We start from the raw sequence: 15,507 nt of genomic DNA on the forward strand, positions 1-15,507 counted from the left end.
TAAAAATGGGTTGCTGACCCACCGCCATCGCAGCGATGCGGCGACCCGACAAGCCAGCTCCCACAGTTGATCTCCATTGTTTCTGATAACACCGGCAACCCACGAATTTTTAGCGGAGCAGTTATGGTTGATCGGCACGACTACGTGGCCCTCGAATGGGTCAAGGGCGACATTGCCGAAACCCTGAAACAGGCCCGTTCGGCGCTCGACGCCTATGTCGAAACAGGCGACGGCGATGCCATCAGCGAGTGCCTGGGCGGCGTCCACCAAGTGCACGGCGCGCTGCTGATGGTCGAGTTCTACGGCGCGGCATTGTTGGCCGAAGAGATCGAAGAACTCGTCCTCGCCCTGCAAGGCGGGCGCGTCAGCCAGCGCGATGAGAGCATCCGCCTGCTGCAACAGGCCCTCGGGCAACTGCCGCTGTACCTCGACCGCGTGCACAGCGCCCGCCGCGACCTGCCGCTGGTGGTGTTGCCGCTGCTCAACGACCTGCGCAGTGCGCGCGGTGAAAGCCTGCTCTCGGAAACCAGCCTGTTCAGCCCGCAACTGCTGACCATCGCGCCGCTGCCCGATGAAGCGCTCGCGCAACGCGCGTCGCCCGAGCTGCACGAACACTTGCGCCAGTGGCACCCACTGCTGCAACAAGCCCTGGCCGGGCTGCTGCGTGAAGACCACGGCCCGAGCAACCTGGAAGACATGGCGCGGGTGTTCGCCCGCCTTGAAGCGCTGTGCCAGGGCGCGCCGTTAATGCCGCTGTGGCAAGTCACCTCGGCACTGGTCGAAGGCATGCTCACCGGCGTGATCGCCAACAGCCCGGCGCTGCGCAGCCTGCTCAAGGCCAGTGGCAAACAGCTCAAGCGCTTGCTGGCCCAGGGCATCGGCGGGATCAACCAGCCCGCGCCGGATGAGTTGCTCAAAAGCCTGTTGTTCTACGTCGCCAAAGTGACCCGGCCGACGCCGCGCATGCAGAGTTTGAAAGAGCGTTATGGGCTCGATGAAGCCTTGCCCGACAGCGCCGTGGTCGATGCCGAACGTGCGCGCCTCGCCGGGCCGGACCGCAACGCCATGGGCTCGGTACTCGGTGCCCTGTGTGAAGAACTGGTGCGCGTGAAAGAACGCCTCGACCTGTTCGTGCGCAGCGACCGCCAGCACATCAACGACCTTGATGCGTTGCTGGCGCCGCTGCGCCAGATCGCCGATACCCTGGCAGTGCTGGGTTTCGGCCAGCCGCGCAAAGTCATCATCGACCAGCTCGCCGTGGTGTTGAGCCTGGTCCAGGGGCAGCGCGAACCCAACGATGCGGTGCTCATGGACGTCGCCGGCGCCTTGCTTTACGTCGAGGCCACGCTGGCCGGCATGGTCGGCACGGTGGAACCGCAGAGCCGCGAAGAAAGCCGCCTGCCCACCACCGACCTGACCCAGATTCACCAATTGGTCATCCGCGAATCCTGCCAATGCCTGCGCCAAGCCAAAGAGTTGGTGATCGATTGCGTGGAAGCTGACTGGGACCGCCAGCGCCTGGAATCCCTGCCCGAGTTGCTCAGCCAGGTGCGCGGCGCGCTGGCGATGATTCCGCTGCCACGCGCGGCGAGCCTGATGCGCGGTTGCACCGATTATGTCGATGAACAGTTGATGGCCGGTGAGGCCGCGCCTTCCGAGGTGCAACTGGGCCACTTTGCTGATGTGATCAGCAGCCTGGAGTACTACCTGGAACGCATGCTTCAGGACCCCGATGCGGCGGGTGAAAAAGTCCTGGAACTGGCGATCCAGGGCCTCGCCGCACTGGGCTACTTGCCCGCCGAAAAGCCCTGGCGCCAGGCACTGGCCGCGCCGGATGGCGTGCTGTCTACTGACATCGCGCCCAGCCAGTCCCAATTCGACGCGCTCGCCAGCCCCACCTCGCGCCTGAACCCTCCGGCGCTGCAGCGCCCCGGCATCTTGCTGCCGCCACCGCCCGGTGAAGAACCCATCGACGATGAACTGCGCGAAGTCTTCCTGGAAGAAACCGACGAAGTCCTCGACGTGCTGCACCGCCATCTGCCCAACAGCGCCGACAAAACGGCGCAGGGCGAAATGCGCCGCGCCTTTCATACCCTCAAAGGCAGCGGCCGCATGGTCCGTGCGCTGGTGCTGGCCGAGCTGGCCTGGGCGCTGGAAAACCTGCTTAACCGCGTACTGGAACGCAGCGTGGCCCTCGACCCGGACGTGCAACAGGTGCTGGACGAAGCCGTGGCCTTGCTGCCCGAGTTGATTGCCGACTTCGCCATCGACGACCAGCGCCAGCGCGATGAAGTCGACGCCCTGGCCGCCCGTGCCCACGCCCTGGCCAGCGGCACTCAAGCGTCGGCTACCGAACCCCACGACCCGATGCTGCTGGAGATTTTCCGCAACGAAGCCCAAAGCCATCTGGAGAGCCTTAACCACTTTCTGCAACAGGCCGCCGAGCACGTGCCGCTGCAAGTCAGCGATGAACTGCAACGCGCCCTGCACACCCTCAAGGGCAGCGCCTACATGGCGGGCGTGCTGCCGATTGCCGAGCTGGCGCGGCCGCTGGACCACCTGACCCGCGAATACAAAGCCCACCGCCTGGCGCTGGACCTGGATGAAGTGGAGCTGCTGCTGGAGGCCGAAAGCCTGTTCCAGCGCGGGCTGCGGGAGTTGGACCGCGATCCGCTGGCGCCGATCAAAGGCGCCGACGACTTGATCAACCGTACCCAAAGCCTGCTCGACGCTAAGCTTCAAGCACTGCTCGACGCTCCGGCCACCGGCCTGCGCATCAAGCGTGACCCCCAGTTGATCGCCAACTTCCTGGCCCAGGGCATGGACATCCTGCTCGACGCCGAAAGCCTGCTGCGCCGCTGGCAACAGCACCCCGGCGAGCGCCAGGAATTGACTGCGCTGCTGGATGAATTGACCACGCTGGGGGAGGGCGCGCACATTGCCGAGCTGCACACCATCGACGAGCTGTGCGAAGCCTTGCTCGACCTGTATGGCGCCGTGGAAGAGAGCAGCCTGGCGGTCAGCGAGCGGTTTTTCCATGAGGCCGAGCACGCCCATGAAGCGCTGATCAACATGCTCGATCAGTTGGCTGCCGGCCAGGAAATCGGCCCGGCACCGGCGCGAGTCGCGGCCTTGCGCGAATTGCTGCACGAAGCGCTGGACCCGTCTGCAACCGGCTTGATCAAAAGCGACGGCAGCCGCGCGCTGAGCATCTCCGAACTGGGCGCGGCCACGGCAAAGCTCGAGCAAGAAACGGCGATGGACGACGAGATCGTCGAGATCTTCCTGGAAGAAGCCGTGGACATCCTCGACAGCGCCGGGCAGTCGCTCAAGCGCTGGCTGCTGGACCCCGACAGCCCGGCGCCGTTGTCCTCGCTGCAACGGGATTTGCACACCCTCAAGGGCGGCGCGCGCATGGCCGAAATCGGCCCGGTGGCCGAGCTGGCCCACGAGCTGGAATGCCTGTACGAAGGCTTGGTGGACCGCCGCTACAGCTACTCCGTCGAGCTGTCCCAGGTACTGATGGGCTGCCATGAACAGCTCGCCGTGCAGTTGGATGAGTTGCAAGGCCACCAACCCTTGAGCGACAGCGCAGCGTGGGTAGCCAAAGCGCGTGCGCTGCGTCAGAGCAACACGCCGGCGGCGCCAGCGCCCGCGCCCGCTCCGCAAGCTCAGGGCGCCGACCCTGAATTGCTGGATATCTTCCTCGAAGAAGCCGCCGACATTCTCGACAGCTCCAGCAGCGCGCTGCAGCGTTGGCAGGCCGAGCCGAGCAATCGCCAGGACGTTGAAACCCTGCTGCGCGACCTGCACACCCTCAAGGGTGGCGCGCGCATGGTCGAAATCGGCCCGATTGGCGACCTGGCCCATGAGCTGGAGTTTCTCTACGAAGGGCTTTCCGCCGGTTTACTCGCGCCGTCGCCCGAGCTGTTCGCGCTGTTGCAAGGTTGCCATGACCGTCTCGCACAGATGATCGACGCCGTGGCGGATGGCTTGCCGGTGGGCTCGGTGGACAAACTCATCGAGCGCATCAAAAGCCTGCTGCACCCCAGCGATGAGCCACTCGCCCCCGTGGCATTACCCGCGAGCAAAGCCGAGGCGGCGGTGGACCCCGGCGCCGACATGGTGAAAATCTCCGCCGATTTGCTGGATGATCTGGTCAATCTGGCGGGCGAGACTTCGATCTTCCGTGGCCGCATCGAACAGCAAGTCAACGATGCCCGCATCGCCCTCAACGAGGTGGAAACCACCATTGAGCGCATGCGCGACCAGTTGCGCCGCCTCGACACCGAAACCCAGGGCCGCATTCTCAGCCGTCAACAAGCCGAGGCCGAGCGCCTGGGGTATGAAGAGTTCGACCCGCTGGAAATGGACCGCCATTCGCAGTTGCAGCAGCTGTCGCGCGCGCTGTCCGAATCGGCCTCCGACTTGCTCGACCTCAAGGAAACCCTCGACCGTCGCAATGGGGACGCGCACAACCTGTTGCAGCAACAGGCGCGCATCAACACCGAGTTGCAGGAAGGCCTGATGCGCACGCGCATGGTGCCGTTCGAGCGCATGTTGCCGCGCCTCAAACGCATCGTGCGTCAGGTGGCGGAAGAACTGGGCAAGGACGTGGAATTTATCGTCGGCAACGCCGAAGGCGAGATGGACCGCAACGTGCTGGAACGCATGGTCGCGCCGCTGGAACACATGCTGCGCAATGCCGTCGACCATGGCCTGGAGTCCCGCGAGGCGCGTTTGTTGGCCGGCAAGCCAGAGAAAGGCCGCATCAGCCTGGACCTGACCCACGAAGGCGGCGATATCGTTTTCGACATGCGTGACGACGGCGCCGGTGTGCCGCTGGACGCGGTGCGGCGCAAGGCGATCAAGCGCGGCTTGCTTGCGCCCAGTCAGGAGATCAGCGACCGCGACGTGTTGCAGTTCATCCTGCAGCCGGGCTTTTCCACCGCTGAAAAAATCACCCAGATTTCCGGGCGCGGCGTCGGCATGGACGTGGTGCACGAAGAAGTGCGCCAACTCGGCGGCTCAATGGTGATTGATTCGACGCCGGGCGCGGGCGTGCACTTTCGCATTCGCCTGCCGTTCACCGTGTCGGTCAACCGCGCGCTGATGGTGCAGTGCGCGGATGACCAATACGCGATCCCGCTGAACACCATCGAAGGGCTGGTGCGCGTGTTGCCCCATGAGCTGGCCGGGCATTATCAGCAAGACCCGCCGCGTTATGAATACGCCGGCCAGCGCTATGAATTGTTCTACCTCGGCGACTTGCTGCACACCGTCAGCCGCCCGAAACTGCTGGGCCAATACCAGCCGGTTCCAGTGCTGCTGGTGCAGTGCAACGAGCGGCGCGTGGCGGTGCACGTGGATGCCATGGCGGGCACGCGGGAGATTGTGGTCAAGGGCCTGGGGCCGCAGTTTGCGGGGGTGCAGGGCTTGTCCGGCGCGACCATTTTGGGCGACGGCCGCGTGGTGTTGATCATCGACTTGCTGGCGCACATTCGCGCACGGCAACCGGTGCTGCCCGCGCAGACGGACGACGCGCCGCTGATCCTCAACGACCCCCTGAAAAAGCGCCCGCTGCTGGTGCTGGTGGTGGACGACTCTGTCACCGTGCGCAAGGTCACCAGCCGCCTGCTGGAGCGCAACGGCATGAACGTGCTCACCGCCAAAGACGGCATCGACGCCATCGCCCTGCTCGAAGAACACACCCCGGACCTGATGCTGCTCGACATCGAAATGCCGCGTATGGACGGCTTCGAAGTGGCCATTCAAGTGCGTAACGACCCACGCCTGATGCGCCTGCCGATCATCATGATCACCTCGCGCACCGGCCAGAAACACCGCGACCGCGCCATGGCCATCGGCGTCAACGACTACCTCGGCAAGCCGTACCAAGAGTCGGTGCTGCTGGAAAGCATCGCCTACTGGAGCAAGTCCCATGCTTGACCACCGCACCAGCCAACTCACCGGCCTGTTGCTGCCCCTGGCGGATCGCAACCTGGTGCTGCCCAACGTCGCTGTCGCCGAACTCATCGACTTTCAACGCGGCGAACCCGCCAGCGACGCACCGCCGTGGTACCTGCGGCAGGTGACCTGGCGTGATCGGCAGTTGCCGTTGATCAGCTTTGAAGCGGTGTGCGGCGAGGCGATCGTGACGGGGGAACGCTCAAGGATCGTGGTGCTGAACGCACTGGGCGGGCGGGCGACGTTGAAGTTTATTGCGCTGGTGATTCAGGGGATTCCACGCTCGTACAAGCTCGACAGCCAATTGAGCTACGTGGACGTGCCACTCTGCCCGCTGGAACTGGCCGCAGTGCAGGTGGGCGAGCACGTGGCAAAAGTGCCCGACCTCATGGGGCTGGAAGCGCTGCTGGTCGAATCCGGCCTTGCGTGACCATAAGCCTTGTGGAGATCTCATGTGGGAGCTGGCTTGCCTGCGATAGCGGCGTGTCAGTCACCCATTATCCAATTGACCCACCTCCATCGCAGGCAAGCCAGCTCCCACCTTTGATCTTCTGTGCCCGCCAAATCCTGGCTACTACTCAATCTGCGCAAACCGCTCGATCACCGGCTACTCCCGATGCTCGGCCTGCCATAAGTCATAGGCACTTTGCATCGCTAGCCATAACTGCCCCGTACTCACTCCTGCTCGTTCAAGCCGCACCGCCAAGTCCGGGCTCACCGGCGCATGGCCATGCAAGATCCTTGAGAATATCTCACGGGCAAATCCAAGGCGCCGGGCCATTTCGGTGATGGTGATGCCCAAGGCCGGGATCACATCTTCAAGCAGGATTTCTCCGGGGTGAGGTGGGTTGTGCATGGGCATGTTGATTCGTCCTGCGGTGATGGACATTCAGCCGAGAAGGCTAGACAGCACAGTTCCGAGCATCAACCCTAAAGCAGTGTACGAACCTTCCTATCTACCCTCCGGGTCTTCTTACTCTGGTCCAGATCGATCATACAAATGTCGGAATAGGATGGAGAGGCTGTAGGCGAGTTCTGTATCTGGATTCTGTGGGATGTTCAGTCCTAAGTGGGGTGCTAGGTTCTGCGCTCCTCACTGCCAGCAAGGACTAGCAAATGGCCGTACCGTTAATGCCGTCCGGTGTTTCCATTCTCGAAAATATGGCGACAGCCAAGTGCAAGAGTGTTCATCTCAAGTCAGGCTCGGCATTTGCCTATTCCTGGTTCTACTCTCAGGTCAGGGCTGCCGGGCCATGGAATTACAAGAAGCGGGGGCGTCAGTACGAGGCTTTTGGTAACTTCAATTATGGGGCCACGGGCACGGTGCTGGGTATTCCAGACCATGTTCTGTTACGTGCTGCAGGTGTCGCTCAAACGTTTGCAAAAACTACACGACCGGACTTTGGATCATGGTGGGGTGGTGATCCTTTCGGCGATGATCCGCGAGACCAATATTGGATAAGGAGAGGTATTGAGTATGCAATTTCTCAAGGCCATTAAGGCGCTCGTACCCATGCTGCGAAATTGCTTGCTGGTGGTTTGCCTGATCTACATCGGGGGCAGCTGGATCATGTCATCCGGTACACCTGACCTGGACGAAGTGGTGTTGAAACATTCTTTGGGGAACGGCACCTCGATCTATGGGGCGCGAGATAGCCAGGGTGGTGCGACGGTGGGCTTTTCCTACAGATACTACGTCCATGAAAATTTGGGGAGTGATCAGGAGATACTTGCTGCATTGGTGTCGGCGCATCCTTTTTTGAAAACAAAAGAGCCCGATGTGCACGTAGCTGTGGAAGGCGGTGTTCTCCATTTGGCTATTCATGGGCGCGTGTATGAGTACAGCAGCTATGCCCTGGAGGGTCTTGGGATTGTGAAAGTGGAAATGACTTTGTGATGCTGATCGTTCCGCGTCGGAACGATCAAGGTGGGGGCGCGTCGGATTTTTCCTGCAAGATTTCGGGCTGTGCATGAACTTGTTGCGGGCAGTCATGGCGGCTAGTCTTCGCTTCGTCATCGCAAAAAACGGTGACACGGACGTGCAAGTCCGACGAAACTGTTTAGGCGTACAAACGCCCAGCCATCCAACGGGCGTTTTTTGTGCTCGCTGCTTTATGGCGGCTGCGCGCAGGAGGTCTTCGGACCTGCTGGGTGTCCTAAACAGGCCCGGTCTTGCACACCTGCGCACGGTCGCCACCCTCATTCGCGTGCAAGCGAACGGTGGCGCTCCTTACTGACTGTTTAGGAGCTTCATCATGATCAAACCTACTCCAAACCCGCCTACCGACCTTTTTATCGTAAACCCCCAGCAAGACACTGAAACCCTCCTCGTCAACGCCAGCGAAACCTTGTCCTCGCTGAACGCCATGACCTGCAACCTCGCTTTCGACCTGGAGCACTCCCAACGCGCGATATTGTTGGCTATTCAACAAATGGCAGCGTTAGGGCAGTTGCTGGTGGACAGAGCGCTGGAGCAAGTCAGCCCTTCACGCCAGTCCCAAGTCGGTCCCGAATAGGGACTGATCGTTCCCTTTATGGGACTGCTATCTAACGAACGCCATCGAACAAATGTGGGAGCTGGCTTGCCTGCGATGAGGGACTGTCAGTGAATGATTTCTTGGCTGACCCACCGCCATCGCAGGCAAGCCAGCTCCCACACGGGATTTGGTGTGTCTGGCTGATAGTGATATGCCACAGGAAACTTGATCGTTCCCAAAAAGGGACCTATCGTCCCCTTTTTGGGACTCCTTGGCCGCTGCCATGCAAACCTTGCCACTCAGCGCTGCACTTTTCACCGCGACCCAGCAAAAAGTGCTGGGCCTGCTTTTTGGAAAACCAGACCAAAGCTTCTTCACCAATGAAATCGCTCGCTGGGCCAAGGTGGGCAAGGGCAGCCTCACCCGTGAGCTGGAGCGCTTGCAGTTGGCCGGCATCTTGAGCCAGACGCGCCAAGGCAACCAGACCCATTACCAAGCCAACCCCCAGTGCCCGGTCTACTCGGAATTGCTCGCCATCGTGCGCAAAACGCTGAGCCTGGACGAGCCTTTGCGCAATGCATTGGCGCCATTCGCCGAACAACTGACCTGGGCTTTTATCTACGGCTCCATCGCGAAGGGCGATGCGCACTCATCCAGTGACATAGATCTCATGTTGATCGGCGAAAGCCTCAACTACAGTGACGTCATGGAGCAACTCATGCCGCTTGAAGAGCAACTGGGCCGCACCATCAACCCGACGCTGTACACCCCCGAAGACTGGATCGGCAAATGGAATGCCGAAAACAGTTTTGTGCAGCGGGTGGTGCAGCAGGACAAGATCAATCTGATTGGGGGCAACCCCATCTAGCAAACACCGCCGAACATATGTGGGAGCTGGCTTGCCTGCGATAGCGACCTCTCAGTTGAAGCTTGCTTGGCTGACCCACCGCCATCGCAGGCAAGCCAGCTCCCAAATTTGTATCTTCAACTGGCTTGAACCCAACGTTCCCAGTTACATCATTACTCCAGCCGTAACGATCCACCGCCGCGCTTGATTGATGGTCACTAAATTCGATCCTAAGGTAGCCCCACGACAGCAAACCCCGTGGAGCGACCATGACAGCAACCATCACCCCTGACTCGCGCTGGACGCGGCGGCGCGACGAGAAGCAGCGGCGGCTCGGGCTGGTCAAGCATTTCGCAGACGGGGCGGTGTTGCCAGCCGACAAAATCGTCGAGGCGCTTGAGGCGCTGATCCTGCCCGGCGACCGTGTGGTGCTGGAAGGCAACAACCAGAAACAGGCCGATTTTCTCTCGCGCTCCCTGGCCAAGGCCGACCCGGCCAAGCTCCACGATTTGCACATGATCATGCCCAGTGTCGGCCGTTCCGAGCACCTGGACCTGTTTGAAAAGGGCATCGCTCGCAAGCTGGACTTTTCCTTTGCGGGCACCCAATCCCTGCGCATCAGCCAGTTGCTGGAAGACGGCCAACTGGAAATCGGCGCGATTCACACCTACATCGAACTCTACGCGCGGCTGGTGGTGGACCTGATTCCCAACGTCGTGCTGTCCGCCGGTTTCATGGCTGACCGCGCCGGTAACATCTACACCGGCGCCAGCACCGAAGACACCCCGGCGCTGATTGAGCCCGCTGCGTTCAGCGATGGCATTGTCATCGTGCAGGTCAACCAGTTGGTGGACGACGTGACGGACTTGCCCCGCGTCGACATCCCGGCGAGTTGGGTGGATTTTGTGGTGGTGGCCGACAAGCCGTTCTACATCGAACCGCTGTTCACTCGCGACCCGCGCCACATCAAGCCGGTGCATGTGCTGATGGCGATGATGGCGATCCGTGGCATCTACGAAAAACACAATGTGCAGTCGCTCAACCACGGCATCGGTTTCAACACCGCCGCCATCGAGTTGATACTGCCGACCTACGGCGAATCCCTGGGCCTTAAGGGCAAGATTTGCCGCAACTGGACGCTCAACCCACACCCTACCTTGATCCCCGCGATTGAAAGCGGTTGGGTCGAAAGCGTGCATTGCTTCGGTACCGAACTGGGCATGGAAAACTACATCGCCGCGCGGCCGGATGTGTTCTTCACCGGCCGCGATGGCTCGATGCGTTCCAACCGGATGTTCTGCCAACTCGCTGGCCAATACGCGGTGGACCTGTTTATCGGCGCTACCCTGCAAGTCGACGGCGACGGCCATTCTTCCACCGTCACCCGTGGCCGCCTCGCCGGTTTTGGTGGCGCGCCGAACATGGGCCACGACCCGCGCGGGCGTCGCCATGGCACGCCTGCTTGGCTGGATATGCGCCACGATGACGCGCCGGAAGCTTTGTTGGAGCGCGGTAAAAAGCTTGTGGTGCAAATGGTCGAAACCTTCCAGGAAGGCGGCAAACCGACCTTCGTCGAGACCCTCGATGCGGTGGAAGTAGCGCGCAAAAGCGGCATGCCGCTGGCGCCGATCATGATCTACGGCGACGACGTGACCCACCTGCTCACCGAAGAAGGCATCGCCTACCTGTACAAGGCGCGCTCGCTGGACGAGCGCCAGGCGATGATCGCCGCCGTCGCCGGGGTAACCGCTATCGGCCTGCGCCACAACCCCAAAGACACCGCGCGCATGCGCCGTGAAGGCTTGATCGCCTTGCCCGAAGACCTCGGCATCCGCCGCACCGACGCCACCCGCGAATTGCTGGCCGCCAAAAGTGTGGCTGACCTGGTGGACTGGTCCGGTGGTCTGTATAACCCGCCCGCCAAGTTCAGGAGCTGGTAAATGCGCGCCCTCAAACTGCATGAACTCAGCCTCGCTGATCGCCTGGCAGACATGGCCGTCGAGGCGTTGATCGATGAGGCCGACTTGTCGCCCAAACCTGCCCTGGTGGACCGTCGCGGCAGCGGCGCCCACAGCGATTTGCACCTGGGCCTGATGCACGCCTCGGCGTTGTCGTTATGGCCGATGTTCAAGGAAATGGCCGAAGCGGCTATCGAATGTGGCGAGATCGGCTTGCCCCTGCGCGAAGCCCTCGGGCGGATTGGCCGCGAAGGTGAACAGGCGATGCTCATCACCACCAATGGCGTGAACACCCATCGCGGTGCGATCTGGGCCCTCGGTTTGCTCACTGCAGCCGCAGCGCTGGAGCCTCGCGCTGTCACGCTGACGGCCGCAAAACTGGCCCTGCTCAACGACCGCTACGCGCCTCAACCCATGAGCCACGGCGCGCAGGTTGCCCAACGTTACGGCGCGCGCGGCGCCCGTGAAGAAGCCCAACTTGGCTTCCCCTCGGTGGTGCAACGCGGCCTGCCGCAACTGCATAAAAGCCGCCTGCAAAACACCGGCGAACAGAACGCGCGTCTGGATGCCTTGCTCGCCATCATGACCGACCTGGCCGACACCTGCGTGCTCTACCGCGCAGGCCCCGACGGCATCAACGCCATGCAGCGCGGCGCCCAAGCCGTACTCGACGCTGGCGGCAGCGCAACCCTCGCCGGGCGGCGCCAGTTGCACGAACTCGACCACCAACTGCTGGCGCTGAATGCCTCCCCCGGCGGCGCCGCCGACCTGTTGGCCGCCTGCCTGTTTATCGACCGCCTCGACGGAGCGTTTTGATGGAAACCTTATCCTTTGAATTCCCCGCCGGGCAGCCGCCCAAATGCCGTGCGCTGGTGGGTTGCGTCGGCTCCGGCGACCTGGAAGTGCTGCTGGAACCGGGCACGCCCGGCACGCTGACCATTCAGGTGCAGACCTCGGTAAATGGCGCCGAGCAACGCTGGCAAAATCTGTTCGAGCGCATCTTCCTCGAACAGACGCCACCCGCCTTGAAGATCGATATCCACGATTTCGGCGCCACCCCCGGCGTGGTGCGTTTGCGCCTGGAGCAGGGTTTCGAGGAGATCGGCCATGACTGACTTGCTCAACAAACACAGCTTCGTCGAACTCGGTGCGCGGCAACGGGCCAGGGCCTTGCTGGATGCTGGTTCTTTTCGTGAACTGATCGACCCGTTTCAACGCGTCATGTCGCCGTGGCTCAGCCGCCAGGGCGTGGTGCCGCAGGCGGATGACGGTGTGGTGATCGCCAAGGGCAGCATCGACGGTTTACCGGTGGTAATCGCTGCCATCGAAGGCAATTTTCAGGGCGGCAGCCTCGGTGAAGTCGGCGGCGCGAAAATCGCTGGCGCCCTTGAGCTGGCGGCCGAAGACAACCGCAAAGGTGTGCCGACTCGCGCCGTATTGCTGCTGGAAACCGGCGGCGTGCGCTTGCAGGAAGCCAACCTGGGCCTGGCCGCGATTGCCGATATTCATGCGGCGATTGTCGACCTGCGCCAATACCAGCCGGTGATCGGCGTGGTGGCGGGCAGCGTCGGTTGCTTTGGCGGCATGTCCATCGCGGCGGGCCTGTGCAGCTACCTCGTGGTTACCCGCGAAGCGCGTTTGGGCCTCAATGGCCCGCAAGTGATCGAGCAGGAAGCGGGCCTGGAAGAATACGACTCCCGCGACCGGCCGTTCATCTGGAGCCTTACCGGCGGCGAGCAACGGTTCCACAGTGGTTTGGCCGACCGTTATGTGGCCGACGATGTGGCGCACATCCAACAGACCGTCACTGAACTGCTGCAACAGGGTTTGCCGACTCAACAACGCAGCCGTCAGGCCGAGTTTTACCTCGCGCGCCTGGCTGAACTCGACGCCACGCCGCAGATCGACACGGCGACGGTGCGCGCGCTGTATCAAGGAGAACGCTCATGAGAGGGTTGCAGTGGTTCAACGCATTGAGCGCTGGCGCAACGCCCGTTGAGGGTTTGCCGGACTCGCTGAAAGTCGCCGACGGCGTGCTGGGTGAACAGGCGGTGCGCTTTATCGCCGTGGTCGCCGACCCACACAACCGCTTCCCCCGCGCACGCAATGGCGAGGTCGGTTTGCTCGAAGGCTGGGGCCTCGCCAAAGCGGTGGATGAAGCCATCGCCCGTGGCGACAAGCGGCCAATCATCGCCATCGTCGATGTGCCGAGCCAGGCTTATGGTCGTCGCGAAGAAGCCCTCGGCATCCACCAGGCCTTGGCCGCCGCTGCCGACAGCTACGCCCGCGCTCGTCTGGCCGGGCACCCGGTGATCGCGCTGCTGGTGGGCAAGGCCATGTCCGGCGCGTTTCTCGCCCACGGTTACCAGGCCAACCGCCTGATCGCCCTGCGCGACCCCGGCGTGATGGTGCACGCCATGGGCAAGGCCTCGGCCGCGCGGGTGACCTTGCGCAGCGTCGAAGAGCTGGAAGCCCTGGCCGCCAGCGTGCCGCCGATGGCCTATGACATCGAGAGTTACGCCAGCCTCGGTTTGCTCTGGGAGACGCTGTCGGTCAGCCAGATTGAACAGCCCACGCCGGACGATGTGGCGCGAGTCAGCGATTGCCTGCTGAAGGCGATCAAGGACGTCGATGGCTGCGATTTGAGCAGCCGTCTCGGCGCCACCCATCGCGCGGCATCCAGCCATGTGCGCCAACTGCTGCGGGAGCAGTGGTGAACGCGCACGATTTGCTCTGGGGCATGACCCCGGCGCATCTGCCTGCTGACGCCCCAGCCTGGGCGCTGGAGGCGATCAGCGCCGGCCAGCCAGTGGTGGTGCGTCGCGCCATAGCGGCGCCGGGCTGCGTGGCGGTTGGCGTGCGCGGCTGTCTGCGTGAACAACGGTTTGCCGCCGTGATGCCGGTGGCTGCCGTGCAACGCCGCGTGGAACCGGAAGCCTTGTGCGGCGTTATTTCGCCACGGGATTTGCCTGCAGTGCGCGCACTCACAGCGCTGCGGCCAGTGCTGGCGGGCGAAAACTGGGGCGTCACGGGCAGTGCAGGTTTTGAACTGGCCACAGGTATTGAAGCGCTGCATGAGCAGAGTGATCTGGATTTGATTCTGCGCACGCCGCAGCGGCTGACTCGAGGTGATGCAGAGGGCCTGCTGGCAATCCTCAACACCGCACCATGCGCCGTGGACCTGCAACTGCAAACCCCGTTTGGCGCCGTCGCCTTGCGCGAGTGGGCCGGTGGATCGCGCCGTGTATTGCTGAAAACCGCCAGCGGCGCGCACTTGGTGCTGGACCCCTGGCAGGCCGTGGAATGAGCAGCCTTCTGGTGTTTCCAGGGCAGGGCGCTCAACGGCCGGGCATGCTCCAGCCGTTGCCCGCCGAGGTGCTGGATCAAGCCAGTGAGGCCTTGGGTGAAGACGTTCGCGCGCTCGATTCTGCGAAAGCCCTTGAGTCGACGCGGGCGGTTCAGCTGTGCTTGTTGATCGCCGGCGTAGCCAACGCCCGCTTGCTGCAACACACCCCGGATTACGTCGCGGGCCTGTCCATTGGTGCTTACCCGGCGGCGGTGATTGCGGGAGCCCTGGACTTTGCAGATGCTGTGAAACTGGTCAGCCTGCGTGGCGAGTTGATGCAAAGCGCTTACCCACAAGGCTATGGAATGACCGCGCTCATCGGCCCGGACTTATCCACCGTCGAAACCTTGCTGGCCGAAGTTCACAGCCCCGAAACCCCGGTGTACCTGGCCAATATCAACGCCGACAACCAGACGGTGATTGCCGGCAGCAACGAAGCCATGACGCGCGTCGCCAACCGCATCAAAGGCAACGGCGTCGCCAAGCGCCTGGCCGTGAGCGTGCCGTCCCACTGCGCGTTGCTGGAGCAACCGGCCCAGGCGTTGGCGCAAGCCTTTGTCACACTCAAGACGCCGCGCATCACCTACCTGAGCAGCACCCGCGCGCGGCCGATCCACAACCCCGAGCAATTGCGCGACGACCTGGCCTTCAACATGTGCCGCATCGTCGACTGGCGCGGCACTGTGCAAAGCGCCTACGAGCGTGGCGTGCGGCTGCAAATCGAACTGCCGCCGGGCGCGGTGCTTACCGGCCTCTCACGCCGGGTGTTTGAACAAGGCACCGTGATCGCCTGCGAAGGCGCGCGCCTGGACACCTTGCAGGCCCTGCTGCAAGAGGAGGAGCGCCGCCACCGATAAAGCACCACCCAAAGCTTTCGAAGCACAAAAACAACAATTTCGAACGAGCACTTTG

The 15,507-nt window shown here is 62.5% G+C and carries 14 protein-coding genes; 13 read left to right on the top strand and 1 reads right to left on the bottom strand.

Annotation, left to right across the window (positions count from 1 at the left end):
- Positions 1 to 123: 123 nt before the first annotated feature.
- Positions 124 to 5,949, top strand: a complete 5,826-nt coding sequence (locus ACP7A2_RS05130; RefSeq protein WP_426133352.1) for an Hpt domain-containing protein — start codon at positions 124 to 126, stop codon at positions 5,947 to 5,949.
- Complete coding sequence (locus ACP7A2_RS05135) at positions 5,942 to 6,397, top strand: chemotaxis protein CheW (protein WP_426133353.1); 456 nt, start codon at positions 5,942 to 5,944, stop codon at positions 6,395 to 6,397. Before ACP7A2_RS05130 ends, ACP7A2_RS05135 begins: the two co-directional genes overlap by 8 nt.
- A 177-nt stretch (positions 6,398 to 6,574) precedes the next feature.
- Here the strand turns inward: ACP7A2_RS05135 and ACP7A2_RS05140 are convergent, their stop codons facing one another.
- Positions 6,575 to 6,829 carry a HigA family addiction module antitoxin gene (locus ACP7A2_RS05140; RefSeq protein WP_426133354.1) on the bottom strand — a complete coding sequence of 85 codons (255 nt, stop codon included), beginning with the start codon at positions 6,827 to 6,829 and terminating at the stop codon, positions 6,575 to 6,577.
- Between the two features lie 254 nt (positions 6,830 to 7,083).
- Here ACP7A2_RS05140 and ACP7A2_RS05145 point away from each other — a divergent pair, with 254 nt between their 5' ends.
- The 11 genes from ACP7A2_RS05145 (at position 7,084) to mdcH (ending at position 15,452) form a co-directional block, all read left to right on the top strand.
- Positions 7,084 to 7,467: a polymorphic toxin type 44 domain-containing protein gene (locus tag ACP7A2_RS05145; protein ID WP_375066495.1), complete on the top strand. Its 384-nt coding sequence runs from the start codon at positions 7,084 to 7,086 to the stop codon at positions 7,465 to 7,467.
- The gene (locus tag ACP7A2_RS05150; protein WP_375066497.1) at positions 7,445 to 7,864 is read left to right on the top strand and encodes a hypothetical protein; all 420 of its coding nucleotides are present in this window, start codon (positions 7,445 to 7,447) and stop codon (positions 7,862 to 7,864) included. The genes ACP7A2_RS05145 and ACP7A2_RS05150 overlap by 23 nt, the downstream gene beginning before the upstream one ends.
- 358 nt (positions 7,865 to 8,222) lie before the next feature.
- On the top strand, positions 8,223 to 8,483 hold the full coding sequence (locus ACP7A2_RS05155; RefSeq protein WP_426133355.1) for a DUF6124 family protein: 261 nt from the start codon (positions 8,223 to 8,225) through the stop codon (positions 8,481 to 8,483).
- A gap of 244 nt (positions 8,484 to 8,727) precedes the next feature.
- Positions 8,728 to 9,312 carry a nucleotidyltransferase domain-containing protein gene (locus tag ACP7A2_RS05160; protein WP_426133356.1) on the top strand — a complete coding sequence of 195 codons (585 nt, stop codon included), beginning with the start codon at positions 8,728 to 8,730 and terminating at the stop codon, positions 9,310 to 9,312.
- A gap of 248 nt (positions 9,313 to 9,560) precedes the next feature.
- Positions 9,561 to 11,231 (top strand): malonate decarboxylase subunit alpha, encoded by a 1,671-nt coding sequence (gene mdcA / locus ACP7A2_RS05165; RefSeq protein ID WP_426133357.1) that lies wholly within the window; start codon positions 9,561 to 9,563, stop codon positions 11,229 to 11,231.
- Positions 11,232 to 12,065: a triphosphoribosyl-dephospho-CoA synthase gene (locus tag ACP7A2_RS05170; RefSeq protein WP_426133358.1), complete on the top strand. Its 834-nt coding sequence runs from the start codon at positions 11,232 to 11,234 to the stop codon at positions 12,063 to 12,065. It begins immediately after the preceding gene.
- Positions 12,065 to 12,364 carry a malonate decarboxylase subunit delta gene (locus ACP7A2_RS05175; protein ID WP_426133359.1) on the top strand — a complete coding sequence of 100 codons (300 nt, stop codon included), beginning with the start codon at positions 12,065 to 12,067 and terminating at the stop codon, positions 12,362 to 12,364. The genes ACP7A2_RS05170 and ACP7A2_RS05175 overlap by 1 nt, the downstream gene beginning before the upstream one ends.
- A complete protein-coding gene (locus ACP7A2_RS05180) occupies positions 12,357 to 13,199 on the top strand; it encodes a biotin-independent malonate decarboxylase subunit beta (RefSeq protein ID WP_426133360.1) in 843 nt (280 codons plus the stop codon). Before ACP7A2_RS05175 ends, ACP7A2_RS05180 begins: the two co-directional genes overlap by 8 nt.
- Positions 13,196 to 13,966: a biotin-independent malonate decarboxylase subunit gamma gene (mdcE, locus tag ACP7A2_RS05185; protein ID WP_426133361.1), complete on the top strand. Its 771-nt coding sequence runs from the start codon at positions 13,196 to 13,198 to the stop codon at positions 13,964 to 13,966. Before ACP7A2_RS05180 ends, mdcE begins: the two co-directional genes overlap by 4 nt.
- Positions 13,960 to 14,556: a malonate decarboxylase holo-ACP synthase gene (locus ACP7A2_RS05190; RefSeq protein ID WP_426133362.1), complete on the top strand. Its 597-nt coding sequence runs from the start codon at positions 13,960 to 13,962 to the stop codon at positions 14,554 to 14,556. Before mdcE ends, ACP7A2_RS05190 begins: the two co-directional genes overlap by 7 nt.
- Positions 14,553 to 15,452: a malonate decarboxylase subunit epsilon gene (mdcH, locus tag ACP7A2_RS05195; RefSeq protein WP_426133363.1), complete on the top strand. Its 900-nt coding sequence runs from the start codon at positions 14,553 to 14,555 to the stop codon at positions 15,450 to 15,452. The genes ACP7A2_RS05190 and mdcH overlap by 4 nt, the downstream gene beginning before the upstream one ends.
- Positions 15,453 to 15,507 lie beyond the last annotated feature (55 nt).

Origin of the sequence: Pseudomonas sp. PWP3-1b2, from assembly GCF_049896045.1 — a bacterium.
GTDB lineage: Bacteria > Pseudomonadota > Gammaproteobacteria > Pseudomonadales > Pseudomonadaceae > Aquipseudomonas > Aquipseudomonas antarctica_B.

What these genes read in the sequence shown, in the direction of transcription:
- ACP7A2_RS05130 (WP_426133352.1), top strand. Translation starts at nt 124, where the DNA reads ATGGTTGATCGGCACGACTACGTGGCCCTCGAATGGGTCAAGGGCGAC.
- ACP7A2_RS05135 (WP_426133353.1), top strand. Translation starts at nt 5,942, where the DNA reads ATGCTTGACCACCGCACCAGCCAACTCACCGGCCTGTTGCTGCCCCTG.
- ACP7A2_RS05140 (WP_426133354.1), bottom strand. Translation starts at nt 6,829, where the DNA reads ATGCCCATGCACAACCCACCTCACCCCGGAGAAATCCTGCTTGAAGAT.
- ACP7A2_RS05145 (WP_375066495.1), top strand. Translation starts at nt 7,084, where the DNA reads ATGGCCGTACCGTTAATGCCGTCCGGTGTTTCCATTCTCGAAAATATG.
- ACP7A2_RS05150 (WP_375066497.1), top strand. Translation starts at nt 7,445, where the DNA reads ATGCAATTTCTCAAGGCCATTAAGGCGCTCGTACCCATGCTGCGAAAT.
- ACP7A2_RS05155 (WP_426133355.1), top strand. Translation starts at nt 8,223, where the DNA reads ATGATCAAACCTACTCCAAACCCGCCTACCGACCTTTTTATCGTAAAC.
- ACP7A2_RS05160 (WP_426133356.1), top strand. Translation starts at nt 8,728, where the DNA reads ATGCAAACCTTGCCACTCAGCGCTGCACTTTTCACCGCGACCCAGCAA.
- mdcA (WP_426133357.1), top strand. Translation starts at nt 9,561, where the DNA reads ATGACAGCAACCATCACCCCTGACTCGCGCTGGACGCGGCGGCGCGAC.
- ACP7A2_RS05170 (WP_426133358.1), top strand. Translation starts at nt 11,232, where the DNA reads ATGCGCGCCCTCAAACTGCATGAACTCAGCCTCGCTGATCGCCTGGCA.
- ACP7A2_RS05175 (WP_426133359.1), top strand. Translation starts at nt 12,065, where the DNA reads ATGGAAACCTTATCCTTTGAATTCCCCGCCGGGCAGCCGCCCAAATGC.
- ACP7A2_RS05180 (WP_426133360.1), top strand. Translation starts at nt 12,357, where the DNA reads ATGACTGACTTGCTCAACAAACACAGCTTCGTCGAACTCGGTGCGCGG.
- mdcE (WP_426133361.1), top strand. Translation starts at nt 13,196, where the DNA reads ATGAGAGGGTTGCAGTGGTTCAACGCATTGAGCGCTGGCGCAACGCCC.
- mdcH (WP_426133363.1), top strand. Translation starts at nt 14,553, where the DNA reads ATGAGCAGCCTTCTGGTGTTTCCAGGGCAGGGCGCTCAACGGCCGGGC.